A 22,973-nucleotide genomic window follows, 5' to 3' on the forward strand; every position below is an offset into this window, starting at 1 on the left:
TTCAGTCGTCGAATTCCATGCCCATGCGCAGGCACCAGTCTTTGAGCGGTGCGAGTTCCGGATGCGAAAGCGCCGCACTGAGATAGCGGAACGTCCTCGGCATATGTTTCATATAACCGGGTTTTCCGTCCCGTTCCAACAGCCTCACCCAGATACCGGCGAGCTTGCAGTTGCGTTGCGCCGACATGATGGCGAAAGCCTTGAGGAAAACAGCCTCATCGAAAGAGGGCGCGCGTCTTCTGCTGTCGAGATAGTGCGAAAGCAGGCGCGCCTGTAGTTCGGGTGAGATGGTGACACGGGCGTCCTGCACGATGGAGGCAAGATCGTAAGCGCTCGGACCGATCATCGCGTCCTGATAATCGATCAGGCCGACCTGCCGGATGCCGCTATTCTGCGCCTGCCATATAAGGTTGGGTGAATGGAAATCGCGCAGCAGAAGGCCGGTTTCGCAGCCGGCGAGCGCGTCGATCAGCCTGTCCCACAGGGCGTAATAGTCGTTCTTCTCGCTATCGGAGAGCGGTGTGCCGCGTTTATGCGGCAGATACCATTCCGCCAGCAGCGAAACCTCGATCTTCATCGCCTGGCGGTCGAAGGGGGGAACCTCATAGGCGCTGCCGTCACCCACCGGCAGCAGGCCAGGTTGCGGGGCCTGATGGAGTGCGGCAAGGCAGGCGACGCTTTGCAGATAGCGATCCTCTATCGGCGTTCCGTCAGGTGCAAGTACCCCATCCCGCCCGAGGTCCTCCAGCAATAGAATACCCTGATCGATATCCGCCGCCATAATCTCGGGGGCGCAAAGGCCGTTGTTTCGAAGATAATTGCCGATCGCAACGAAGGAGCGGGCGTCCTGAGCAAGATGGGCGATTTCCGCGTAGGTCTTGCCATCCGCAATGATTGCACCCCTCAGGGGGCGTCGCCAATCCATAAGGATAAGGTCCGGGCCGTCGGTGGAAACGGTCTCATAGGCGCGTGTTGAGGCGTCACCGCTCAGAAAACGACGGGCCGCGTCGCCCTTACCATTTTTCGCAAGAAACGCGCGGATGGCGAAAACCCGTTCAAGCCGTGCTTTCAGCTTTGCCGGAGCCTCGATGGAGGCGAGCCGCCCTTCGCCGGAATGCGTCAGCCGAAGCGTGACGGTCTGCTCCGGCGGCAGAATCTCGGCGGCCATATCCGGCCATTCGATCAGGCAGATGCCATCCTCCAGCATCTCATCGATGCCGAGTTCGTCCAGTTCGGAAACATCCGAAAGCCGGTAGAGATCGAGATGAGCGACTGGAATACGGGCGGCATAGGTCTGGACGATCGTGAAGGTAGGGCTTGGAACTTCAAGATCCGGCTCGTCCGCCATTGCCCGGATGAAGGCGCGGGCAAGCGTCGATTTACCGGCGCCTAGATCGCCGATGAGTGCGAGACAATCGCCAGGTTTCAAAGCCAGCGCAAGGTCTTCACCGAGCCTGATGGTGTCCTTTTCTCCCGCAAGGGGAATGGTGATCGGCAAGATGTCTTCGCTCATTCTGCGGCGATGGAATGCGGCCGTGTGCCGGAAGGAATGCGGCAGGTGACGATGGTGCCGTTGCCGGGCCGGCTGTCGATGCTGACCGTGCCATGATGTAGGCTGACGAAGCTTTCGACGATGGAAAGACCAAGCCCCGCACCGGTGCGCCGTCCGCCATTGCCGCGCGTCGCGAAGCGGTCGAACACGCTCTTCAGCATGTCCTCAGGAATGCCCGGACCCTTATCCGCCACCGAGAACACGAAGTCGCCTTCGCTGCGCTGGCAGGAAAGCTGCACGGAGGAACCCTCGGGTGCGAAATTGATCGCATTGGTCAGGAGCTTGATGAGAATCTGCTTCAGCCGCTGATGATCGGCCACCAGACTGCCGAGATGGGCGGGTGCAACGATCTCGAGCGAAATACCGCTCTCCTGCAGCCGGTCGGCGATCTGCACCGAAACGTCTTCAAGCAATTCGTTCAGATCGTTTTCCGAATAATTGAGCTGCATGATGCCGGCATCGACGGTGGCGAGATCGAGAATATCGTTGACGATGGTCAGGAGCACCGAGGATGAAGTGGAAATATGGTCGAGGTATTCCGCCTGCCGTTCCGTCAATTGGCCGATGCCGGGTGTCTTGAGGAGATCGGTGAAGCCGATGATATTTGTCAGCGGTGAGCGCAGCTCATAGGAAACATGCTGCACGAAATCGTTCTTCAGCTCGTCGGCCTTTAGAAGCGCGTCGTTCTTTTCTTTCAGCGCCCGCTCGGCCCGCACGCTGTCGGTCATGTTGACGAAGGTCAACATGGTCTGCGCATCCGGCAGCGGGATGATGGCGTAGTCGAGCACGAGGCCGGAAAGCAGTTCCAGCGTGCCTTGCCGCGACGGCCGCTCATCGTCGAAGCTGGTGATGAACTGGCTGAAGGCGCGCCAGCCGTCCGGCCTGTCATAGGATTGCGTGCAGGCGGTTTCGATGGCGCGGATATGGGTGCCGGTCTCGGCCTGTTCCGCGGTCACGCCCCAGAGCGCCCGGAATGCCGGATTGGACAGGCGAATGCGCCCATCGGCGCCGAACACGGCCACACCTTCGGCCAGATGGTCGATGGTTTCGCCCTGCACCTTCACCAGCGTGTTGTAGCGCATCTGCAGATCGACCTGCTCGGTCAGGTTCTCGAAAACCCAGGTTGCGCCACCCTGCGGATGGGCAGTCGCGATAACCCGAAGCGTCTGGCCGTTCGGCAGGTGCCAGAGATCGGTCTTGGTATCCAGCGAACGGTAGACGGAGAGCGCCGTCTCCTTCCAGTTCTTCCAGTTCAGCTGCTCCGGCAATTTGCCGGCGGTGCGCAGCCTGTCCAGAAGTTCGGAATTGTCAGGGCTGGATTCGAGGAAAACGAGATCGAGACCCCAGAGAGCCGCAAAAGCCTGATTATAGAATTGCAGCCGCTGCCGGCCGTCGAAAATGGCGACAGGCGTTGCCAGATGATCGAGCGTTTCGGCGTGGCTCTTCAGAACCCGCTTGAGTTCCTCGCCGATGGTCTCGGCCTCGGTGGCATCGATGGCGATGCCGGCAGACCCACCCGCCGTCTTGATGTCGACGACGTCAAAGAAGGTGCGGTTTCCGGAAACCACCGTCGAAATACGGTCGTGATAGGGCGATTCCGGTGTCGCGGCCGCGCGTATCTTCTGCCGGGTAACCGTGTTCAGCAGTTCGCGTTTTTCATGAACGGCCTGTTCGGTGTCACGGGCATCCACCGCCTGCGCATAGGCGTGGTTGACCCAGATGAGGTCACCTTCGCCATTGCGCCGCCAGACGGGCTGCTCGATGGAATCGAGAAGTTCCTGAAAGGTCGAGACGGAAGCGATCAGGCGCTCGCGCTCCACCTGCAATTCAGCGAGTTCGGCGCGCAGATTGTTGAGGGCAATAAACCGCGCAAAGGCGTTTCCGCCGGAAACCCGGCCCTGCACTTCAATGACTTCGCCGCGCTGCGTCTCGATGGTCAGGTCGAAACTCTGGGCATGGCTGCGGAGTTTTTCGATGGATTTTTCAAGCTGGCTTGCGGATGCCGGTTTCAGCCAGCGGCCAAAGGCCAGAAAATCGTGATCCGCCTGCGGCACACCCGTCTCCGCCGGCAGCTGTCCCAGAAATTCGGGCCGTTTGTCCGCACCGTCCCAGATGACGATGCGGCGGCTCTTGTCGGAAATCAGCGCCTCATATTTCGCGATCTTGTGGTGGGACTGGGCAAGCGCCTGTCGGTATTCGCTGCTTTCCGCCTCGATATTACCGCGCTGGCGCACCAGCCAGACGACGGAAAACAGCGTTGCCGAAAGCATGCCGACGAAAAGCGAATAGGTGATGGTTTCTCCGGATGAGAACAACCGCGCGCCGGTCTTTGCCACAAGCCCGTCCTGCGCCAGCGCCACGCTTGTGGAGCCGGCCAGAATCGTGCCTGACATCAGGACAGGAAGCCTCGCAAAGCCTGTCTGAACCGCACTGACGACCTGCCGGCAACGCGCAAGAGCCGCGCTCAATGCCACGCCCGCTTGCGTGTTTTCAACGCGTTGAACTGTCTGCTTGCGCAGATCCGAATTTTGAACCGACATCCCCGGTCTGTCTCCGTCCTATGTGCCGCATCTTCGACAAGACATCCCATTTCGTCCCCGCCGCCCTTTGGCGTGTCCGAATCAAGTCTGATGACAATACCGCCTTCATAAATCTGCGAAAAGGGAGCGCGCAAAAAAGATGCCGTGCGCTTTGTCAAGCGCACGGCATCTAGATATTGTGTAATTTCAGTGGATATTAACTATGAAATTAATATCTGTAGTGTTCGGCCTTGAACGGACCTTCCTTCGAGATGCCGATATAATCTGCCTGAAGGTCGGAAAGTTCGGTCAGGCGTACGCCGAGCTTCTCGAGATGAAGGCGCGCAACCTTCTCGTCGAGGTGCTTGGGAAGCACGTAAACTTCGTTCTTGTATTCGCCCTGCTTGGTGAAGAGCTCGATCTGGCCCAGCACCTGGTTGGTGAAGGAGGCCGACATGACGAAGGAGGGGTGACCGGTGGCGTTGCCGAGGTTCAGCAGGCGGCCTTCGGACAGAAGGATGATGCGGTTGCCCTTCGGGAACTCGATCATGTCGACCTGCGGCTTGATGTTCGTCCACTTCAGGTTACGCAGCGATGCGACCTGAATCTCGTTGTCGAAGTGGCCGATATTGCCAACGATGGCCATGTCCTTCATCTCGCGCATATGCTCGATGCGGATCACGTCCTTGTTGCCGGTGGTGGTGATGAAGATATCGGCGGAGGAAACCACGTCCTCCAGGCGAACGACCTCGAAACCGTCCATGGCGGCCTGAAGCGCGCAGATCGGATCGATTTCGGTGACTTTCACGCGCGCGCCGGCGCCCTGCAGCGAGGCGGCAGAACCCTTGCCCACATCGCCGTAACCGCAGACCACGGCAACCTTACCGGCCATCATCACGTCGGTTGCGCGGCGAATGCCGTCCACCAGCGATTCCTTGCAGCCGTATTTGTTGTCGAACTTCGATTTGGTGACGCTGTCATTGACGTTGATCGCCGGGAAGGGCAGCAGGCCCTTCTTGCTGAGATCGTAAAGACGGTGAACGCCGGTCGTCGTTTCTTCCGTGACGCCCTTCAGTGCGTCACGCTGCTTGGTGAACCAGCCGGGCGAAGCCTTGAGGCGCTTGTTGATCTGCGCGAAGAGAATTTCCTCTTCTTCCGAACCGGGGTTGGAAAGAACGTCCTCACCGGCTTCGGCGCGTGCGCCGAGCAGGATGTACATGGTGGCGTCGCCGCCATCGTCGAGGATCATGTTGGAGAGGCCGCCATCGGCCCACTGGAAGATCCTGTCGGTATATTCCCAATATTCCGTCAGGGTTTCACCCTTGACGGCGAATACCGGGATGCCGGCTGCCGCAATGGCCGCCGCCGCATGATCCTGCGTCGAGAAAATGTTGCAGGACGCCCATCGAATGTCCGCACCGAGTTCCTTCAGCGTCTCGATGAGAACGCCGGTCTGGATCGTCATGTGAAGCGAACCGGTGATACGTGCGCCCTTCAGCGGCTTGCTTTCGCCGAATTCCTTGCGGCAGGACATCAGGCCCGGCATTTCGGTTTCGGCGATGTCCAGTTCCTTGCGGCCGAATGCGGCAAGGTTGATATCGGCGACGATGTAGTCCTTCTCAAGGCTCATGAAGTTCTCCAGATCAGAAACGCCGCACCTTGCGGCCCGGCTCTTAAACGTAGCAGCGGTTTAGCAGGCCACGAACGATCTGGCAATGATGATATAAAGAAGTCTTTATGTCTTTATATGGTGCCGGCTCAGGCTTCTTCGCCGAAGCGGTCGGCGACCAGCGCCTCCAGTGCTTCCAGCGCTTCTTTCGCCTGATTGCCGCTTGCCTCGACATAAACGCTGCAGCCGGGGCTGGCCGCCAGCATCATCAGGCCCATGATGGAGGTGCCGCCAACGGTCATACCATCCTTGGAAACCGTGATCGTCGCGTCAAAACCTTCGACCATCTGCACGAATTTAGCAGAAGCCCGGGCGTGAAGACCGCGTTTGTTGATGATCGGTAGTTCCCGGGAGAATGGCGACATGGGCTGACTTCTCACTTGCCGCTCAAAACGCGGCTGGCGACGTTGATATATTTGCGGCCGGCATCGGATGCGTCCTGAAGGGCCTTGTCCATATTATCTTCGCTGCGAACACCGGCAAGCTTGATCAGCATGGGAAGATTGACCCCTGCGATGACTTCGACATTGCCGTTATTCATGACGGAAATCGCGAGATTGGAAGGCGTACCGCCGAACATGTCCGTCAGGATGATCACGCCATTGCCGTCATTGGCGCGTGCAACGGCGTCGATGATATCCTGCCGGCGCTGATCCATGTCGTCTTCGGGACCGATACAGACCGTCTCGATCAATTTCTGGGGACCGACGACATGCTCCAACGCATGGCGAAACTCCTCAGCCAGCTTGCCATGGGTGACAAGCACTAGTCCGATCATGAAATGCTCCCTTGCACACGCACTCTCATTGCCGACTATCGCAACGCGGCAATCCTGTCCATCGGTGGGATTTCATCTTGATGAGGAAAATGCGAATCGCAAGCCTAAAATCGCCCGAATCATCGTCACTTCACATTCGTTTCAAAAAGATTCTGAGCAAGTGCAGCAAATTTTCCATAGGGCGTAAGACTGGAAAGTGGAATGCGCAGAAGCCTGATATGCCCGCCGCAGGGCAGGGAAAACACCTCGTCATCTTCGGGAAGTCTTGGATTCGTCCCTGAAAGAACTGTCGTGACCGCAAAATGTAGTGGAGCGCGCGCAACGCTTTTGACGGAAACAATGCCGCTGCCGCGCAATTCCAGCAGGCCGGCGATTGCTTCCGGCCGCTCGGCAATGATGTTGTCGCCATCGCGATACACGAAAATCTGATCGTCCGCGATCAGCGCCGCCGGCAATCCGCAGCGTTCCGCCTCCGTCAGGAAGCTGAAGGCAAGCTCGCTCTTGCCGCTGCCCGATGGTCCGACGAAAAGGATGCCGGTGTTTTGGACGGTGATGGCGGTGGCGTGCAGGTTGAAGCGTTCAGCGTTCATGGGTTTCGGCCGCCGGCAGCGACAGGGTGAAGCGCGCGCCGGAAATCACGCCATATTTGTCGACCACGTTTTCTGCCCGCAGACTGCCGCCATGGGCTTCGGCGATCTGGCGGCTGATCGAAAGGCCAAGGCCGGAATTCTGTCCGAACCCTTCGCTCGCCGGCCGGTCGGTGTAGAAGCGCTCGAAAATCCGATCAATGTCTTCGGCCTGAATGCCGGGCCCGTTGTCCTCCACCTGCACGATGCAGCGATCCTTGTGACGGGAAAGGCGCACGGTGATGCGGCCGCTTTCCTCGGTAACGAAGGAGCGCGCATTCTCGATGAGGTTGGTGACGATCTGGCCGATACGCAGGTCGTGGCCATTCACCACGAATGAGGTTTTCGCGCCCGCTTTCCGATCGACGACATAGTCTATCGTAACGCTTTTCTTCTTGGTGCTTATCTGGCGGGATATATCCACCAGACCCTTCATCAGCACATCGAGATCGAGCGGCGAGGCGTCGGCGCGCGCCAGTTCGGCGTCGAGCCGCGAGGCATCCGAAATGTCGCTGATGAGGCGGTCGAGGCGGCGCACATCGTGGAAGATGATTTCGGTCAGGCGCTGTTTCGACTCTTCGGTCTTGGCGCGCGGCAGGGTTTCCACGGCGCTGCGCAGCGAGGTCAGCGGGTTCTTGAGCTCATGGCTGACATCGGCGGCGAAGCTTTCGATGGCGTCGATTCGGTCGTAAAGCGCCGTCGTCATTTCACGCAGTGCAATCGAAAGATTGCCGATCTCATCCTGACGCGCCGAGAAATCCGGTATTTCCTCGCGGGTTCTCGCCCCGCGGCGCACGCGGATTGCGGCAGCGGAAAGCCGCCGCAGCGGCGTGGCGATGGTCGAGGAGAGGAGCAGCGACAGCACGATATTGACCAGCGTGGCGATGCCGAAGACACGCATGATGGCGAGGCGCTCCGCATGCACGATCTTGTCGATATCGCCCGCCTGCGTTGAGAGCAGCAGAACGCCGAGCACCGCCCGGAAGCGTTGCACCGGCACGGCGACTGAAACGATCAGCTCGCCCTTTTCGGTGACGCGCACCACCGCGCCGCGCACGCCCGTCAGCGCATTCATCACTTCCGGATAGATCGAGCCGTCGCCGCCCGGCGCTTCCTTATATTGCGGCAGGCTGCTCGGCTGCAGCATGCGGTTGAACATGCTGGTGAACCAGTCGCCCCAGGTTTGCGTCTCCGGCGTTACCGGCGGCAGATCGAAGCGCAGCACCTGGCCGCGCGAATAAAGATGACGGGAATCCAGCAGCAGATTGGCGTCGGCATCGAACAGCCGCGCGCGGGTACGTGTCGGCGAAATCAGCCGCCGCAGCACCGGCGCCACCCGCTCCGGATTGATCGGGAAACTCAAATCCTCGTCATTGGGGGCGGGGGTGATGCTTTGCCCCGCCTGCAATTCGAGCAGCTTTTCCGGATTGATGGTGATGGAGTTGGTATCGACCGAGGCGGAAGCGGAGACCGCACCGGCGATGATCTCGCCCTGCGTCAGCAGGCTTTCCACGCGCGCATCGATCAGCCCTTCGCGGAACTGGTTGAGATAGAGAATGCCGCCGACCAGAACCACCGTCGCCGCGACGTTGAAAAAGAGGATGCGGCGCGTGAGGCTGGAAAACACCGCATTGCCGAAAATGCGCCGGATGATCGTCAGCGGATGGATACGATGGCGGCGTTCGCTGCCGCGTTCTTCGGCATCGTCGCTGTCCGAGACGGTTTCCGGCGTTTTCTTCAACACGTATTCAAGTCCTCACCACCCCCATATCGGGTGGTCCCTTCTGCGCGAGTCGGCTTCTTCAAGCCGCTTCGCGGAAGCGATATCCTACGCCATAAAGCGTTTCAATCATATCGAAGTCGCCATCGACCAGTTTGAACTTCTTGCGAAGGCGCTTGATGTGGCTGTCGATGGTGCGGTCGTCCACATAGACCTGTTCGTCATAGGCGGCATCCATCAGCGCGTCGCGGCTTTTCACCACGCCCGGCCGCTGCGCCAACGAATGCAGGATGAGGAATTCGGTGACCGTCAGCGTCACCGGCTCACCCTTCCAGGTGCAGGTGTGGCGTTCCTGGTCCATGGCGAGCTGCCCGCGCTCCAGCGTACGCGCCTGCTGATCGGCGGTCGGCTTCAGCACGCTGCCGGTTGCGGCGGACGCCTCACGGCTGCTGGCACGGCGCAGGATGGCCTTGACGCGTTCCACCAGAAGGCGCTGCGAGAAGGGTTTCGTGATGAAGTCGTCCGCACCCATCTTCAGGCCGAACAATTCGTCGATCTCTTCATCCTTGGAGGTGAGGAAGATGACCGGCAGATCCGACTTCTGGCGAAGACGCCGCAAAAGCTCCATGCCGTCCATGCGTGGCATCTTAATATCGAAAATGGCGAGCTGCGGCGGACGGGCGATCAACCCGTCAAGCGCGGAAGCGCCGTCCGTATACGTTTCGACCCGGTAGCCTTCGGCTTCGAGCGCGATCGATACCGAAGTCAGAATATTCCGGTCGTCGTCGACAAGCGCGATCGTCTGCATGTAGTTGGTCTCCATCGTCATTTTCTCGTAACTCCCGACATTCACCCAGCCAAGGTTGTGCGCCGCGAGCCACTCTCTTGAGTATAAAGGTGGAACAAATTGTGGCAAAGGAAAACTCGCTCCGAAATCGCCGGTCAGGCGGGAGCGGATTTTGCGAAAAGGCCGCAGCTGGATTTTAATGCGTCTTCAACCGATTTAAAAAGAAATAAAATCTTTTAAATCGATTAATATATTGAAATTGCTAAGTTTTTTAAAGTTCAGCTCTTGCGTTTCCAAAAGCTGCCACGTATTTTCCGAGGAAATTTCAACGTCCTTATCGTCATTAACAAGGAACGCGTCATGAACGAGCTTGGGGTTCATAATCCTGCCAATGGAGTTGCGGAACTCGGACTGGGCGAGGCCTCCCGCGTCTTTTATAACCTCAACGAGAGCGAATTATACGAAGAGGCGATCCGCAACGGCGAGGCCGAACTGACCATCGATGGCGCGTTGCGCGCCGTCACCGGCCAGCACACGGGCCGTTCTCCGAAGGACAAATTCGTCGTCCGCGACGCGTCCACCGAGAACACCATCTGGTGGGACAACAACAAGCCGCTTTCGCCGGAAAATTTCGAGCTGCTGCGTCAGGACATGCTGGCCCATGCCGCCGGCAAGACGCTTTACGTGCAGGATCTGATCGGCGGCGCCGATGAGGAAAATGCGCTGCCGACGCGCGTCGTCACCGAACTTGCCTGGCATTCGCTGTTCATCCGCAATCTGCTGATCCGTCCGAAGCAGGAGAAACTGGCGGGTTTCAAACAGAAGCTCACCATCATCAACCTGCCGAGCTTCAAGGCCGATCCGGCCCGTCACGGTGTGCGTTCGGAAACCGTCATCGCCTGCGATCTGACCAACGGCCTCGTTCTCATCGGCGGCACGTCCTATGCCGGTGAAAACAAGAAGTCGGTCTTCACGGTGCTGAACTACCTGCTGCCGGCCAAGGGCGTCATGCCCATGCATTGCTCCGCCAATGTCGGTCCGCAGGGTGATTCCGCCGTGTTCTTCGGCCTCTCCGGCACCGGCAAGACCACATTGTCTGCCGATCCGTCGCGCACGCTGATCGGCGATGACGAACATGGCTGGGGCGAGCACGGTATCTTCAATTTCGAAGGTGGCTGCTATGCCAAGGCGATCAAGCTTTCGGCCGAAGCCGAGCCGGAAATCTACGCCGCGACCCGCCGTTTCGGCACGGTTCTTGAGAACGTTGTGCTGGACGAAAACCGCGTTCCCGATTTCAACGACAACTCGCTGACGGAAAACACCCGCAGCGCCTATCCGCTGCACTTCATTCCGAATGCATCGGAAACGGGCATTGCCGGCCATCCGAAGACGATCATCATGCTGACGGCGGATGCCTTCGGCGTGCTGCCGCCGATCGCCCGGCTGACGCCGGAACAGGCCATGTACCACTTCCTCTCCGGTTACACCGCAAAGGTTGCCGGCACGGAAAAGGGCGTGACCGAGCCGGAAGCCACCTTCTCCACCTGCTTCGGCGCACCCTTCATGCCGCGCCACCCGGCGGAATACGGCAACCTGCTGCGCGAACTGATAGGCAAGCATGGTGTGGATTGCTGGCTGGTCAATACCGGCTGGACCGGCGGTGCTTACGGCATCGGCAAGCGCATGCCCATCAAGGCGACCCGCGCGCTTCTGACCGCCGCACTGACCGGCGACCTGAAGAATGCGGAATTCCGCACCGACGCGAATTTCGGCTTCGCCGTGCCCCTGTCGCTGGATGGCGTCGACAGCGCGATCCTCGATCCGCGTTCGACCTGGGCCGATGGCGCAGCCTATGACGCGCAGGCAAAGAAGCTGGTGTCGATGTTCGTCACGAACTTCACCAAGTTCGAAGACCACGTCGACAGCAAGGTTCGCGACGCTGCACCGGGCCTTTTGCTCGCGGCTGAATGAATGAAGCCTCATTTATGAGGAGGAGGGGACCCGGCCTTGTGCCGGGTTCTTTCGTTTGGCCTGCTGTTTCCATTCCTGCCGATCTATGGCATCACCGGCGCGGAGAAAGATCATGGCCAGCGACCCGCTTTACATCAGCAACCGTATCACCATCGCCGGCTGGGAGCTGACGGAGCAATTCGTGCTGGCCGGCGGGCCGGGCGGCCAGAACGTCAACAAGGTCTCGACGGCGGTTCAGCTGTTTTTCGACATTGCCAATTCGCCCTCCCTTCCGGATCGGGTAAAGACCAATGCACTGCGCCTCGGTGGCAGGCGCGTTTCGAAAGACGGCGTGCTGATGATCGAGGCAAGCCGGTTTCGCAGCCAGGAACGCAATCGCGAAGACGCGCGCGAAAGGCTGAAGGAACTGATCCTCGAAGCTGCCGCGCCGCCGCCGCCGGTGCGCAAGGCCACCAAGCCAACCAAGGGCTCCGTCGAGCGCCGCCTCAAGGCGAAGTCCGGTCGCTCCGATATCAAGAAAATGCGCGGCAAGCCCTCGGGCGAATAAGCGACGGTGAGACGGCGAATGTTTCACCCTTGTCATAGAGCTTCAAATATCGTCTGGTAAGCCTCCCTACAACCAAGGAGGGTGCTATGGGTCTGTTCAATTTCATCAAGGAAGCGGGAAAGAAGCTCGGTATCGGCGGCGATGATGCCCCGGATGTCGAAGCGGTCAAGAAGGAACTCGCTTCCCACGATCTCGGCACGGACAAGGTTCAGGTCGAGGTGGTGGACGACAAGGTCGTTCTGAAGGGCGAAGTCGCCGATCAGTCGGTTTTCGAAAAGGCGGTCATCGCGGTCGGCAATACGCTCGGCATTTCCAAGGTCGAAGCCGGCGAGCTGAAGGTGACTGAGGCGCCGGCGAAAGAACCCGTCTTCTACACGGTCAAGAAGGGCGACAATCTCTGGAAGATTGCGGAAGCCCAGTACGGCAAGGCCAATGGCGCGAAGAACAACATCATCTTCGAAGCCAACAAGCCGATGCTGACGCATCCCGACAAGATTTATCCCGGCCAGGTTCTGCGTATTCCTGATCTTGCTTAATAACGGGTTTTAACCGCGGAAGATGCCGCCACGCGCGGCATCTTCACAGCTTGCGAAGCGCTACCGTATCGATCAGGTGGTTCTTGCCCTTGCGAAGGATAAGATCGGCGCGCGGGCGCGTCGGCACGATGTTCTGCCGCAGGTTCTTCAGGTTGATGTTTTGCCAGAGACCTTCGGCAATGCTCAGCGCCGCCTCTTCGCTGATCGAGGCATAACGGTTGAAGAACGAATTGGGATCGCGGAAGGCGGTTTTTCTCAGATTCATGAACCGGTTCACATACCAGTTGTGAATGAGGCCCTCGTCAGCATCGATATAGATCGAGAAATCGAAAAAGTCGGAAACGATCGGCACGATCCGCCCGCCCGCCGGCAGGTCTCGCGATTGCAGCACGTTGATGCCTTCGAAGATGAGAATATCCGGCTGGTCGATGACAGTGAACTCGTTCGGCAGCACGTCGTAGGTCAGGTGCGAATAACGCGGTGCCTTCACATTTGGCTGGCCCGCCTTGATCGCCGACAGGAAACGCAGGAGCGCGCCGATATCGTAGCTTTCGGGAAAGCCCTTGCGCTCCATCAGGTTTTCCCGCCGCAGAATCTCATTCGGATAAAGAAATCCGTCTGTCGTGATGAGATCGACCTTGGGGCTGGAGGGCCAACGGGCCAGAAGCTCCTTCAGGATACGTGCTGTCGTCGATTTTCCAACCGCCACGGAGCCCGCAATACCGATAACAAAAGGTGTCTTGTTGACATCCGCCATGTTGAGAAAGCGGTTGCGCTGTTCGAACAGCAGCTGCGACGCTTCCACATGCGATGACAGGAGGCGCGACAATGACAGGTAAATGCGCCGCACCTCGTCCAGATCGATCGGGTCGTCCAGCGAGCGCAGACGTTTGACCTCGTCGGCGGAAAGCGTCAGTGGCGTATCGGCACGAAACTTCGACCATTCTTCCGAACTGAAGAAGTGGTAGGGCGAATATTCATCCGGTCGGAAATGATCGAGTGTGCTCGGCATGCCTCTCTCCCCGCTGCCTGCCTCGACATTCATGATGTCGGCCTCGCCGCCTTTTCCGCAAGGCCGGTTTGCCCCGTACGGCGCTCCAGTTCGGCAAAAACGTCGTCCAACGGAATGTCTGCGATCTTCAGCACCACCAGCAGATGGTAAAGCAGATCGGCCGCCTCGTTCTTCAGCCCATCGCGATCTTTCGCGATAGCAGCGATCACGGCTTCGACCGCCTCTTCGCCGAGTTTTTTCGCCGCACGCTCCTGGCCGGCAGCAACCAGCTTGGCCGTCCAGGATTCGTCAGGAGAGGCAGCGGCACGGGTCGCGACGATACGTTCCAGATCGGAAAGGGAAAATGCGCTCATGGGAAGTTCCTGCAATCAGTCGAGACGCATGGCGATGCCGTGCTCTGCCATGTAGTTCTTGGCTTGCCCGATCGAATAGGTGCCGAAGTGGAAGATGGAGGCGGCAAGCACCGCAGTCGCGTGGCCATCGCGCACGCCCGCCACCAGATCGTCCAGTGTGCCGACGCCGCCTGAGGCGATGACGGGCACGCGAACCTGATCGGCAATGCTGTGCGTCAGGCCGATATCGTATCCGCTCTTGGTGCCATCGCGATCCATCGAGGTGACAAGCAGTTCGCCGGCGCCGCGTTCGACCATCTTGATGGCGAATTCCACGGCGTCGATCCCGGTCGGCTGGCGGCCGCCATGGGTGAAGATTTCCCAGCGGCCTTCTTCTCCATCCTTCGAAACCCGCTTGGCGTCGATGGAAACGACGATGCACTGGTTGCCGAACTTGTCGGCCGCCTGCGCCACGAAATCCGGATCCTTGACGGCTGCGGAATTGATCGAGACCTTGTCCGCACCGCAAAGGAGCAGCTTGCGAATATCCGCGACGCTGCGAACCCCGCCACCGACGGTCAACGGCATGAAGCAATGGTCGGCGGTACGCGAGACGACATCGAAAATCGTGTCGCGATTATCCGAAGAGGCGGTAATGTCGAGAAAGCAGAGTTCGTCCGCTCCCGCCGCATCATAGGCTTTCGCTGCCTCGACCGGGTCGCCGGCATCGATCAGGTCGACGAAGTTCACGCCCTTGACGACACGGCCGTCTTTCACATCGAGGCAGGGAATAACGCGGGCTTTGAGGGTCATGCGTTTACTTCCTTTGCAGCCTTGATAAGGGCAAGCGCCTCAGCAGGGTCGATACGGCCGTCGTAAAGCGCACGGCCGGAAATCGCGCCCTCGAGCTTTGCGGCATCCGGCTGCAACATGCGCTTGATGTCGTCGATGGAGGCGAGACCGCCGGAGGCGATGACCGGGATGGAAATGGCATTCGCCAGTTCCAGCGTCGAAGCCCAGTTGATGCCGGCCAGAATGCCGTCGCGATCGATATCGGTGTAGATGATGGCCGCGACACCGGCACCTTCGAAACGTTTGGCCAGTTCGATGACGCCGAGTTCGGACGCTTCCGCCCAGCCCTCAACAGCGACCTTGCCGCCCTTGGCATCGATGCCGACGGCGACCTGACCGGGGAAACGCTTGCAGGCTTCGATGACCAGAACCGGGTCACGCACCGCCACGGTGCCGAGAATGACACGGGCAAGCCCACGGCTCAGCCACGCTTCGATATGATCGAGGGTGCGGATGCCGCCGCCGAGCTGCACCGGGTTTTTCGTGGCTTTCAGAATGGCGTCGACCGCCTCGCCGTTGACTGTCTGGCCGGCAAAGGCGCCGTTGAGATCAACGACATGCAGCCATTCGAAACCCTGATCCTCGAAGGCCTTGGCCTGTGCGCCGGGGTCTTCGTTATAAACGGTGGCCTGGTCCATATCGCCGAGTTTCAGGCGAACGCACTGGCCGTCTTTAAGGTCGATTGCGGGAAAAAGAATCATGTCAGGGCTTCCAGCGCAGGAAATTGGAAATCAGGGCAAGGCCGAGCGTCTGGCTTTTTTCCGGGTGGAATTGCGCCCCCGCCATATTGTCGCGACCGACGAAAGCCGTCATCGCGCCACCGTAATTGGTGGTGGCGATGACATCCGTCGAGTGCTTGGCGGCCAGATGATAGGAATGCACGAAATAGGCGTGCAACCCGTCCGCGCCGGTCTTGATGCCGTCGAACAGCGGATGGGCGTGGCGAATTTCCAGCGTGTTCCAGCCGATCTGCGGAATCTTGAGGCTCGGATCGGACGGCGTCATTTCCACGACATCGCCTTCGATCCAGCCGAGGCCGGTGCTGACAGTTTTTTCCAGCCCGCGCGAGGACATTAGCTGCATGCCGACGCAGATACCAAGAAAGGGATGGGCCTTTTTCTCCACGGCTTCGATGAGTGCGTCATGCATGCCGGGAACAGCGTCGAGACCGGCGCGGCAATCCGCATAGGCGCCGACACCGGGCAGAACGATGCGATCCGCCGAGGCGACATGATCCGGCCTGTCGGTCAGATCGATGGTTGCATTGATGCCGGCTTCACGGGCGGCACGCTCGAAAGCTTTGGTGGCCGAACGCAGATTGCCCGAACCGTAGTCGATGATCGCGACACGCATGTCAGCGCCTTCCATTCAAGTCGAAAAGAAACGATCCGGCGGGATCGTTGACGAAGTTTTTGTCGCCGCTCCTTCGCGGCGAAGGTGACCAGACTGGCTGGGACAGCCGTTCCGCCCTCTCGGTGTTTTCGGAGAGACCGGAGAAATATATGTCTTCGGCGCTCGAAAGATCAGGGGCGGAAACGACGGATGTCAGCGTCCAGCCTTTGCGGATCAGGTGCCGGACGAGAAAATCGCGTCCCTCCAGCGCCGTGATGAGCCCGATGGCAAAACCGCAGAGAATGCCAACCGGTTCGAATCCGGCTAATATCGAGACCTGCCCGGCCAGAAGGAGCGCTATGACAACGATGGCCGTTGCCAGCCACAGCCGGTTGATCGCAAGCCATAGCCAGGGCGCAATGAGAGCCAGCCAGACGAAACGGTCTGCAACAAAGCGGGTCGTCTTGTGGTCCCTGTCCGGCCCTTTGGGGGCTTCCAGAACGAGATAGCTTGTCATGGGCTTCCTGACAGCTTTGGCGTCAGGCCAGCATGCCCTTCGTGGAGGGAACGCGGCCTGCCTGCCGGGGGTCGATCTCGGTTGCCGTGCGAAGAACGCGGGCAACGGCCTTGAAGCATGTTTCGGCGATATGATGGTTGTTGGCGCCGTAATGGTTCAGGATATGCAATGTGATGCCGGCATTCTGCGCCAGCGCCTGGAAGAACTCGCGCACCAGTTCGGTGTCGAAGGTGCCGATCTTCGGCGCGGAAAAATTGACGTTCCAGACGAGGAAAGGCCGGCCGGAAATATCGACGGCGGCCTTGGTCATCGTCTCGTCCATGGCAAGATCGAGCGAGGCATAACGGGTAATGCCGCGCCGGTCGCCCAATGCCCTGGCAATCGCCTGGCCGATGGCAATGCCCGTATCTTCCACCGTGTGATGATCGTCGATATGCAGGTCGCCCTGAACCTCGATCTCCATGTCGATCAGCGAATGGCGGCTGAGCTGGTCCAGCATATGGTCGAAAAATCCCACGCCGGTGGAGATTTTCGATTTGCCGGTGCCGTCGATATCCACGCGCACCGAAACCGAGGTTTCGTTGGTCTTGCGGATAATCTCGCCTTTACGTTCTGCCATTTTGGCCGCTCCGTGAAAATGTTGCCGTTCCTTATCAGCACGGGACACAAATATCCAGTTGTTCCATCGTCTTGCCTGACATGCTCAAAACGGTGCGTCGCCTCGAAGATTGCAATCGCGAAAAGCAAACTTACATAGAACTCGAGAAGGGCCGCATCCCGGCCCGTTAACCGCAGGCCCGGCAGGGCAGACAGGTGTTTGATGACAACAATTATTACAGTCAGAAAGGGCGGCAAGGTCGTCATGGCTGGCGATGGTCAGGTAAGCCTTGGCCAGACGGTCATGAAGGGCAATGCCCGCAAGGTTCGCCGCATCGGCAAGGGCGAAGTGATTGCCGGTTTTGCCGGTGCAACAGCGGATGCTTTTACGCTGCTTGACCGTCTTGAAAAGAAACTCGAGCAATATCCGGGCCAGCTCATGCGTGCAGCCGTGGAGCTTGCGAAGGACTGGCGCACGGATAAATATCTGCGCAATCTCGAGGCCATGATGCTGGTGGCCGATAAATCCACCACGCTCGCCATCACCGGCAATGGCGATGTGCTGGAACCGGAACATGGCGCGATTGCCATCGGTTCCGGCGGCAACTACGCCTTTGCGGCTGCCCGCGCCATGATGGATACGGACAAATCGGCGGAAGAGGTGGCGCGTCAGTCGCTCGATATCGCCGCCGATATCTGCGTTTATACCAATCACAATCTCGTCGTCGAAACGCTCGACGCCGAATAAGCCAGTTTCTCACCCAAGGGTCCTGTGGGCCGGGCCGGAATGGCCGGCCGGAACAGGAAAGCCGAGAGGATAGAATGACCACTTTTTCTCCCCGGGAAATCGTCTCGGAACTCGACCGCTTCATCATCGGCCAGCATGAGGCCAAACGTGCGGTCGCGATTGCGCTGCGTAACCGCTGGCGCCGCCAGCAGCTCGATGAGAGCCTGCGCGATGAAGTCATGCCGAAAAATATTCTCATGATCGGGCCGACCGGTGTCGGCAAGACGGAGATTTCCCGCCGCCTCGCGAAGCTGGCCGGTGCACCCTTCATCAAGGTCGAGGCGACGAAATTCACCGAAGTCGGTTATGTCGGCCGCGATGTCGAACAGATCATTCGCGATCTGGTCGAGATCGGCATCGGCCTCGTGCGTGAAAAGAAGCGCGCCGAAGTACAGGCCAAGGCGCATCAAAGCGCCGAAGAGCGGGTGCTCGATGCGCTGGTTGGCGCAACCGCATCGCCCGGTACGCGTGAAAGCTTCCGCAAGAAGCTGCGCGACGGCGAACTGGACGACAAGGAAATCGACATCGAGGTGGCGGATAGCGGATCGGGCATGCCCGGTTTCGAAATTCCCGGTATGCCGGGCGCCAATATCGGCGTTCTCAACCTGTCGGAAATGTTCGGCAAGGCCATGGGCGGCCGCACCAAGAAGGTGCGCACGACAGTATCTAAATCCTATGCCGATCTTATCCGCGATGAATCCGACAAGCTGCTCGACAATGAAATGATCCAGCGCGAGGCGGTGAAATCGGTCGAAAATGACGGCATCGTCTTCCTCGACGAAATCGACAAGATCGCCGCCCGTGACGGCGGCATGGGCGCCGGCGTGTCGCGCGAAGGCGTGCAGCGCGATCTCCTGCCGCTTGTCGAAGGCACGACGGTTTCGACGAAATATGGACCGGTGAAGACCGACCACGTTCTCTTCATCGCATCGGGCGCTTTTCATGTGGCGAAGCCTTCGGACCTTCTGCCCGAACTTCAGGGCCGTCTGCCGATCCGTGTCGAGCTGAAGCCGCTGACCAAGGAGGATTTCCGCCGCATCCTGACGGAGACGGAAGCAAGCCTCATCCGCCAGTACAAGGCGTTGATGGCGACGGAAGAACTCGACCTCGATTTCACCGACGATGCAATCGATGCTCTGGCCGATGTGGCGGTTCATCTCAATTCGTCGGTCGAGAATATCGGTGCGCGCCGCCTGCAGACGGTGATGGAGCGCGTTCTGGACGAGATTTCCTTCAATGCGCCGGATCGCGGCGGTTCCGCCGTCAAGATCGATCAGGAATATGTCCGCAAACATGTCGGCGATCTCGCCGCCGATACGGACTTGTCCCGCTATATTCTCTGAAGATTTCAGGGATACGAGAAAGAAGAGTGCGGCCATATTTGCCGCACTCTTTTATTTTATCCGCCTTGTCTCGCATTCAGCCCGCATTTTGTTTATGGGAAGGGCTGCATTCCGGTTGGAACCGCTTTAGTGGAATGATCCGGTTTTCCCAGCGTATTTCGCTGGCGGAAGCCGCAGGCTTGAGAAAAGGCATTCGCTCGTGCGCAAAACTCTTCTGGCATTTGCCGCTGCTTTGACGTTTACCGTCACTGCGTCTTCTTACGTCGAAGCCGCGACGGTCGTTCCGCCAGGCAATCGCAATGCCGAACAGCCCGGCGTTCCCGGCGCTTCCGCAAAAAGAACGAAGGCGTCCAACACCTCTTTCGAGCGCAAGTACCAGAAGGTCATCGATCTTTTGTCCTCCGACAGGGCTCTGATCGCCAAGATCAAGTCGACGGCCGGGCGCTACGGCATCGATCCGATCCATATGATCGGCGCGATCGTCGGCGAACATACCTATAATGTCGACGCCTATGACCGGCTGCAGTCCTATTACGTCAAGGCGGCCTCTTATGCGGGCAACAGCTTCCGTTTCGGCTACAAGGACGAAACCATCGCGCAGTTTCTCGCCCATTCGCAATTTGCCAAATGCCAGTCGAAAAAGGATTCCTACAGTGTCTGGAACTGTCGGGAAGATGTCTGGGAAGACAGTTTCCGCGGCAAGACGGTCGATGGTGTCGCCTACCCGAACAACCGTTTCAGTGCTGTGTTTTTCCAGCCCTTCTATGCCGGCCAGACCTTCGGCCTCGGCCAGATCAACCCGCTGACCGCGCTGATGTTGTCCGATATGGTGTCGAGAACTTCGGGTTATGAGAAGCTGGATGAGAACGACGCCACCGCTGTCTACACCGCCATCATGGACCCTGACCGGTCGCTTGCTTTCATGGCGGCGTCCATCCGCAAGTCCATCGACGACTATAGATCTATTGCCGACATGGATATTTCGAAAAATCCGGGTGTGACCTCCACGCTTTATAATGTCGGCGGGTCGCAGCAGCGTGCCGCTGCGCTTGCCCAGAAGAACCGCCAGCGCGCCGCAGGCGGGGAGCAACCGCTGTTGCCGGAGGAAAATTATTACGGCTGGCTGGTGAATGATCGCATCAAGGATTTGCAGGCGCTTTTGTAGAAAAAGGCGACTATCGCCCGTATTGTTTCCAAAATGGAAATAATATTTGGCTGTCCGCCGCAATTGACGAGCGGCCGTTTCCGCGTCCAATCTGTGCCTTCAGAATAGAGGAGGCGCATGTGAGCCGCACGAATAAATTCGGTCTTTCCATCGATGACAGGCTTTATGCCTTTTTGACTGACGACGTCCTGCCCGGCACGGGTCTGGACAGCGAGGCGTTCTTCGAAGGTTTTTCGACCATTGTTCACGAGCTTTCTCCGAAGAACCGCGAATTGCTGGCAAAGCGTGACGCCCTGCAGGAAAAGCTGGATGGTTGGTATCGGCAGAATGGCGCGCCGGCGGATTTTGACGCCTATGAGGGCTTTCTGAAGGAAATCGGCTATCTGCTGCCGGAAGGTCCCGGCTTCCAGGTGGAAACCAGCAATGTCGACCCTGAAATCGCCGCCGTTGCCGGCCCGCAGCTCGTCGTTCCGGTCATGAATGCGCGTTATGCGCTGAATGCGGCCAATGCCCGCTGGGGTTCGCTTTACGATGCGCTTTACGGCACGGATGCTATTTCTGACGCCGATGGTGCGGAGAAGGGCAGGGGGTATAATCCAAAGCGCGGTGAAAAGGTCATTGCCTGGGCGCGAAACTTCCTCGATGAATCCGCTCCGCTGGAAATGGGAAGCTGGTCCGAGGTGACCGGTTTCAAGATCGAGGATGGCCTGTTGCAGCTTGCTATCGGCGACGCCAGGACTGGTCTCAAGGATGCAGCCCAGTTTAAGGGTTTCAGCGGCGAAGCGGCAAAGCCTGCAACGATCCTGCTCGGCAAGAATGGCCTGCACACCGAAATCGTCATCGATCCCACGACCGAAATCGGCAAGGGCGACAAGGCGGGAATCTCCGATGTCATTCTCGAATCCGCGCTCACGACCATCATGGATTGCGAAGATTCGGTTGCCGCCGTCGATGCCGAAGACAAGGTGCTGGTTTATGGCAACTGGCTTGGCCTGATGCGCGGCGACCTGACCGAAGAAGTCTCCAAGGGCGGCAAGACCTTTACCCGCAGCCTCAACCCGGATCGTTATTATACCGCTCCCAGCGGTTCCGCGCTCACACTACCGGGCCGTTCCCTGATGCTGGTGCGCAATGTCGGTCATCTGATGACCAATCCGGCGATTCTCGACAGGGATGGTCGGGAGGTTCCTGAAGGCATCATGGATGCCGTCGTCACGGCGTTGATCGCCCTTTATGATGTCGGTCCATCCGGGCGGCGTCAGAATTCCCGCGCCGGCTCCATGTATGTCGTCAAGCCGAAGATGCACGGGCCGGAGGAAGTTGCCTTCGCCAACGAAATCTTCAGCCGGGTCGAAAAGCTTGTCGGCATGGCGCAGAACACCATGAAAATGGGCATCATGGATGAGGAGCGCCGCACCACGGTCAACCTCAAGGAAAGTATTCGCGCCGCGAAGGATCGCGTCGTCTTCATCAATACGGGTTTCCTCGACCGTACCGGTGACGAAATCCACACCTCGATGGAAGCGGGTCCGATGATCCGCAAGGGCGACATGAAGCAGGCGGCATGGATCGCCGCTTACGAGAACTGGAACGTCGATATCGGCCTCGAATGCGGCCTTTCCGGCCATGCGCAGATCGGCAAGGGCATGTGGGCCATGCCGGACCTGATGGCCGCGATGCTGGAGCAGAAGATCGCGCATCCGAAGGCCGGTGCCAACACCGCTTGGGTGCCGTCGCCGACGGCGGCGACGCTGCATGCCACGCATTATCACAAGGTCGATGTCGCTGCCGTTCAGGAAGGATTGAAAAGTCGCGGCCGTGCGAAGCTTTCCGATATTCTGTCGGTGCCGGTCGCGCCGCGTCCCAACTGGACGCCGGAAGAAATCCAGCGCGAACTCGACAACAACGCGCAGGGCATTCTCGGATACGTCGTGCGCTGGGTCGATCAGGGCGTTGGCTGCTCGAAGGTGCCGGATATCAACAATATCGGGCTGATGGAGGACCGCGCCACGCTGCGCATCTCCGCGCAGCATATGGCGAACTGGCTGTGCCATGGCGTGGTGACGCAGGAACAGATCGTCGAGACCATGAAGCGCATGGCCGCCGTGGTCGATGCGCAGAATGTTGGCGATCCGGCCTATCTGCCGATGGCACCCGATTTCGATGGCTCGGTGGCATTTCAGGCGGCTGTCGAACTGGTGCTGAAGGGCCGTGAACAACCGAACGGCTACACCGAGCCGGTTCTGCACCGCCGCCGTCTGGAACTGAAGGCCAAGCAGGCGGCCTGAAGCCGTCAGCCGTCCTGAGAAATAAAAAAGCCGCCGGGGAAAT

The 22,973-nt window shown here is 59.0% G+C and carries 22 protein-coding genes; 7 read left to right on the forward strand and 15 right to left on the reverse strand.

The features are described 5' to 3' along the window. Position 1 precedes the first annotated feature (1 nt). From tsaE to chvI, 8 genes are all read right to left on the reverse strand, one after another. Positions 2-1,513, reverse strand: a complete 1,512-nt coding sequence (gene tsaE / locus I3J13_RS07320; protein ID WP_196378415.1) for a tRNA (adenosine(37)-N6)-threonylcarbamoyltransferase complex ATPase subunit type 1 TsaE — start codon at positions 1,511-1,513, stop codon at positions 2-4. After that, complete coding sequence (locus tag I3J13_RS07325) at positions 1,510-4,092, reverse strand: sensor histidine kinase (RefSeq protein WP_196378416.1); 2,583 nt, start codon at positions 4,090-4,092, stop codon at positions 1,510-1,512. Before I3J13_RS07325 ends, tsaE begins: the two co-directional genes overlap by 4 nt. A 208-nt stretch (positions 4,093-4,300) precedes the next feature. After that, the gene (gene ahcY, locus I3J13_RS07330) at positions 4,301-5,701 is read right to left on the reverse strand and encodes an adenosylhomocysteinase (protein WP_035264116.1); all 1,401 of its coding nucleotides are present in this window, start codon (positions 5,699-5,701) and stop codon (positions 4,301-4,303) included. Between the two features lie 128 nt (positions 5,702-5,829). After that, on the reverse strand, positions 5,830-6,105 hold the full coding sequence (locus tag I3J13_RS07335) for an HPr family phosphocarrier protein (protein WP_003521181.1): 276 nt from the start codon (positions 6,103-6,105) through the stop codon (positions 5,830-5,832). A gap of 11 nt (positions 6,106-6,116) precedes the next feature. Then, a complete protein-coding gene (locus I3J13_RS07340; RefSeq protein WP_003505374.1) occupies positions 6,117-6,518 on the reverse strand; it encodes a PTS sugar transporter subunit IIA in 402 nt (133 codons plus the stop codon). A gap of 125 nt (positions 6,519-6,643) precedes the next feature. Beyond that, positions 6,644-7,108 carry an HPr kinase/phosphorylase gene (locus I3J13_RS07345; RefSeq protein ID WP_196378417.1) on the reverse strand — a complete coding sequence of 155 codons (465 nt, stop codon included), beginning with the start codon at positions 7,106-7,108 and terminating at the stop codon, positions 6,644-6,646. Further along, a complete protein-coding gene (chvG, locus tag I3J13_RS07350; protein WP_078052255.1) occupies positions 7,098-8,888 on the reverse strand; it encodes a two-component system sensor histidine kinase ChvG in 1,791 nt (596 codons plus the stop codon). The genes I3J13_RS07345 and chvG overlap by 11 nt, the downstream gene beginning before the upstream one ends. Before the next feature lie 58 nt (positions 8,889-8,946). Beyond that, entirely contained in the window at positions 8,947-9,672 is a 726-nt protein-coding gene (chvI, locus tag I3J13_RS07355; protein ID WP_003505377.1) for a two-component system response regulator ChvI, read from the reverse strand. A 339-nt stretch (positions 9,673-10,011) separates the two neighbouring features. Between chvI and I3J13_RS07360 the strand changes: the two genes are divergently transcribed. The 3 genes from I3J13_RS07360 (at position 10,012) to lysM (ending at position 12,705) form a co-directional block, all read left to right on the forward strand. Then, positions 10,012-11,622 (forward strand): phosphoenolpyruvate carboxykinase, encoded by a 1,611-nt coding sequence (locus I3J13_RS07360; protein ID WP_196378418.1) that lies wholly within the window; start codon positions 10,012-10,014, stop codon positions 11,620-11,622. Positions 11,623-11,734: 112 nt separating this feature from the next. Further along, a complete protein-coding gene (gene arfB / locus I3J13_RS07365) occupies positions 11,735-12,169 on the forward strand; it encodes an alternative ribosome rescue aminoacyl-tRNA hydrolase ArfB (RefSeq protein ID WP_020808712.1) in 435 nt (144 codons plus the stop codon). 86 nt (positions 12,170-12,255) lie between these two features. Continuing rightward, positions 12,256-12,705, forward strand: coding sequence for a peptidoglycan-binding protein LysM (lysM, locus tag I3J13_RS07370; protein WP_020808713.1), 450 nt, complete (start codon positions 12,256-12,258; stop codon positions 12,703-12,705). Between the two features lie 43 nt (positions 12,706-12,748). On the opposite strand, the gene coaA is transcribed toward lysM, so the two are convergent. Genes coaA through hisB form a run of 7 tightly spaced genes read right to left on the reverse strand, consistent with a single transcriptional unit; the run spans position 12,749 to position 17,369 of the window. Continuing rightward, entirely contained in the window at positions 12,749-13,750 is a 1,002-nt protein-coding gene (gene coaA / locus I3J13_RS07375; protein ID WP_196378419.1) for a type I pantothenate kinase, read from the reverse strand. Further along, positions 13,747-14,070, reverse strand: a complete 324-nt coding sequence (locus I3J13_RS07380; RefSeq protein WP_020808715.1) for a phosphoribosyl-ATP diphosphatase — start codon at positions 14,068-14,070, stop codon at positions 13,747-13,749. The genes coaA and I3J13_RS07380 overlap by 4 nt, the downstream gene beginning before the upstream one ends. A gap of 15 nt (positions 14,071-14,085) precedes the next feature. Further along, positions 14,086-14,862, reverse strand: a complete 777-nt coding sequence (gene hisF / locus I3J13_RS07385) for an imidazole glycerol phosphate synthase subunit HisF (RefSeq protein ID WP_196378420.1) — start codon at positions 14,860-14,862, stop codon at positions 14,086-14,088. After that, positions 14,859-15,602 (reverse strand): 1-(5-phosphoribosyl)-5-[(5-phosphoribosylamino)methylideneamino]imidazole-4-carboxamide isomerase, encoded by a 744-nt coding sequence (gene hisA / locus I3J13_RS07390; RefSeq protein WP_196378421.1) that lies wholly within the window; start codon positions 15,600-15,602, stop codon positions 14,859-14,861. The genes hisF and hisA overlap by 4 nt, the downstream gene beginning before the upstream one ends. 1 nt (position 15,603) lies before the next feature. Then, positions 15,604-16,254 (reverse strand): imidazole glycerol phosphate synthase subunit HisH, encoded by a 651-nt coding sequence (gene hisH / locus I3J13_RS07395; RefSeq protein WP_196378422.1) that lies wholly within the window; start codon positions 16,252-16,254, stop codon positions 15,604-15,606. A gap of 1 nt (position 16,255) precedes the next feature. Then, entirely contained in the window at positions 16,256-16,750 is a 495-nt protein-coding gene (locus I3J13_RS07400; RefSeq protein WP_196378423.1) for a DUF2628 domain-containing protein, read from the reverse strand. A 22-nt stretch (positions 16,751-16,772) separates the two neighbouring features. Then, on the reverse strand, positions 16,773-17,369 hold the full coding sequence (gene hisB / locus I3J13_RS07405) for an imidazoleglycerol-phosphate dehydratase HisB (RefSeq protein ID WP_003521196.1): 597 nt from the start codon (positions 17,367-17,369) through the stop codon (positions 16,773-16,775). Between the two features lie 201 nt (positions 17,370-17,570). On the opposite strand from hisB, the gene hslV reads away from it, so the two are divergent. The 4 genes from hslV (at position 17,571) to I3J13_RS07425 (ending at position 22,930) form a co-directional block, all read left to right on the forward strand. Further along, a complete protein-coding gene (hslV, locus tag I3J13_RS07410; RefSeq protein WP_003521197.1) occupies positions 17,571-18,095 on the forward strand; it encodes an ATP-dependent protease subunit HslV in 525 nt (174 codons plus the stop codon). Positions 18,096-18,169: 74 nt separating this feature from the next. After that, positions 18,170-19,477 carry an ATP-dependent protease ATPase subunit HslU gene (hslU, locus tag I3J13_RS07415; RefSeq protein WP_003521199.1) on the forward strand — a complete coding sequence of 436 codons (1,308 nt, stop codon included), beginning with the start codon at positions 18,170-18,172 and terminating at the stop codon, positions 19,475-19,477. Positions 19,478-19,676: 199 nt separating this feature from the next. After that, entirely contained in the window at positions 19,677-20,642 is a 966-nt protein-coding gene (locus I3J13_RS07420) for a DUF1402 family protein (protein ID WP_196378424.1), read from the forward strand. A gap of 119 nt (positions 20,643-20,761) precedes the next feature. Further along, on the forward strand, positions 20,762-22,930 hold the full coding sequence (locus tag I3J13_RS07425) for a malate synthase G (protein ID WP_196378425.1): 2,169 nt from the start codon (positions 20,762-20,764) through the stop codon (positions 22,928-22,930). Positions 22,931-22,973 lie beyond the last annotated feature (43 nt).

The organism is Agrobacterium leguminum (genome assembly GCF_015704895.1).
GTDB classification, from domain to species: domain Bacteria; phylum Pseudomonadota; class Alphaproteobacteria; order Rhizobiales; family Rhizobiaceae; genus Agrobacterium; species Agrobacterium leguminum.

What these genes read in the sequence shown, in the direction of transcription:
- tsaE (WP_196378415.1), bottom strand. Translation starts at nt 1,513, where the DNA reads ATGAGCGAAGACATCTTGCCGATCACCATTCCCCTTGCGGGAGAAAAG.
- I3J13_RS07325 (WP_196378416.1), bottom strand. Translation starts at nt 4,092, where the DNA reads ATGTCGGTTCAAAATTCGGATCTGCGCAAGCAGACAGTTCAACGCGTT.
- ahcY (WP_035264116.1), bottom strand. Translation starts at nt 5,701, where the DNA reads ATGAGCCTTGAGAAGGACTACATCGTCGCCGATATCAACCTTGCCGCA.
- I3J13_RS07335 (WP_003521181.1), bottom strand. Translation starts at nt 6,105, where the DNA reads ATGTCGCCATTCTCCCGGGAACTACCGATCATCAACAAACGCGGTCTT.
- I3J13_RS07340 (WP_003505374.1), bottom strand. Translation starts at nt 6,518, where the DNA reads ATGATCGGACTAGTGCTTGTCACCCATGGCAAGCTGGCTGAGGAGTTT.
- I3J13_RS07345 (WP_196378417.1), bottom strand. Translation starts at nt 7,108, where the DNA reads ATGAACGCTGAACGCTTCAACCTGCACGCCACCGCCATCACCGTCCAA.
- chvI (WP_003505377.1), bottom strand. Translation starts at nt 9,672, where the DNA reads ATGCAGACGATCGCGCTTGTCGACGACGACCGGAATATTCTGACTTCG.
- I3J13_RS07360 (WP_196378418.1), top strand. Translation starts at nt 10,012, where the DNA reads ATGAACGAGCTTGGGGTTCATAATCCTGCCAATGGAGTTGCGGAACTC.
- arfB (WP_020808712.1), top strand. Translation starts at nt 11,735, where the DNA reads ATGGCCAGCGACCCGCTTTACATCAGCAACCGTATCACCATCGCCGGC.
- lysM (WP_020808713.1), top strand. Translation starts at nt 12,256, where the DNA reads ATGGGTCTGTTCAATTTCATCAAGGAAGCGGGAAAGAAGCTCGGTATC.
- coaA (WP_196378419.1), bottom strand. Translation starts at nt 13,750, where the DNA reads ATGAATGTCGAGGCAGGCAGCGGGGAGAGAGGCATGCCGAGCACACTC.
- I3J13_RS07380 (WP_020808715.1), bottom strand. Translation starts at nt 14,070, where the DNA reads ATGAGCGCATTTTCCCTTTCCGATCTGGAACGTATCGTCGCGACCCGT.
- hisF (WP_196378420.1), bottom strand. Translation starts at nt 14,862, where the DNA reads ATGACCCTCAAAGCCCGCGTTATTCCCTGCCTCGATGTGAAAGACGGC.
- hisA (WP_196378421.1), bottom strand. Translation starts at nt 15,602, where the DNA reads ATGATTCTTTTTCCCGCAATCGACCTTAAAGACGGCCAGTGCGTTCGC.
- hisH (WP_196378422.1), bottom strand. Translation starts at nt 16,254, where the DNA reads ATGCGTGTCGCGATCATCGACTACGGTTCGGGCAATCTGCGTTCGGCC.
- I3J13_RS07400 (WP_196378423.1), bottom strand. Translation starts at nt 16,750, where the DNA reads ATGACAAGCTATCTCGTTCTGGAAGCCCCCAAAGGGCCGGACAGGGAC.
- hisB (WP_003521196.1), bottom strand. Translation starts at nt 17,369, where the DNA reads ATGGCAGAACGTAAAGGCGAGATTATCCGCAAGACCAACGAAACCTCG.
- hslV (WP_003521197.1), top strand. Translation starts at nt 17,571, where the DNA reads ATGACAACAATTATTACAGTCAGAAAGGGCGGCAAGGTCGTCATGGCT.
- hslU (WP_003521199.1), top strand. Translation starts at nt 18,170, where the DNA reads ATGACCACTTTTTCTCCCCGGGAAATCGTCTCGGAACTCGACCGCTTC.